1 protein-coding gene is annotated in these 564 nt (G+C 37.9%); it reads left to right on the top strand.

Annotation, left to right across the window (positions count from 1 at the left end; genetic code table 11):
• A partial coding sequence (locus tag GMD3S_RS0210300) for a heparinase II/III family protein (protein ID WP_025173036.1) occupies nt 1–564 on the top strand: 564 nt, incomplete at both ends.

Raw genomic sequence — 564 nt, forward strand, 5'->3', positions numbered from 1 at the left:
CCCTTGAACGCTTGATGGACAATCGTTTTATGTTTGATAGTCCTTGGGATATGGAACCTTGTTCAAAAATCTATCAAATCCAGCCGATGGTGTGGAATCAAGTATTTGAAGATGATCCAGAATGGGTTTATATGCTCAATCGACAAGAATATCTCTTGCAGTTTATGATAGGGTATCTGGTAGAGGGAGATAAGGGCTATATTCAAAAGTGCAAGTTCTTTCTATTTGATTGGATTGAGCAGGTGAGAGAGTTTTCTCCTCAATCTTTGATGACTAGAACCTTGGATACAGGCATTCGTTCCTTTACTTGGTTAAAACTACTCTTGCTCTTCTCGAAATTTGACTTGCTAGAAGAGGAAGAGCTAGAGAAAATTTTGGTCAGTCTAGAAAAGCAGATTGACTTTATGAAAAGCCACTATCGCGCCAAGTACACCCTTAGTAACTGGGGAATTTTACAAACAATTCCTATGCTTGCTATCTATCATTTCTTTTCAGATAAGATGGATTTAGAAGAAGTTTACCTTTTTGCTTCAGAGGAGTTGAAACAGCAAATTGAGAAGCAGA

Source organism: Streptococcus sp. GMD3S (assembly GCF_000298695.2).
Taxonomy (GTDB): Bacteria; Bacillota; Bacilli; order Lactobacillales; family Streptococcaceae; genus Streptococcus.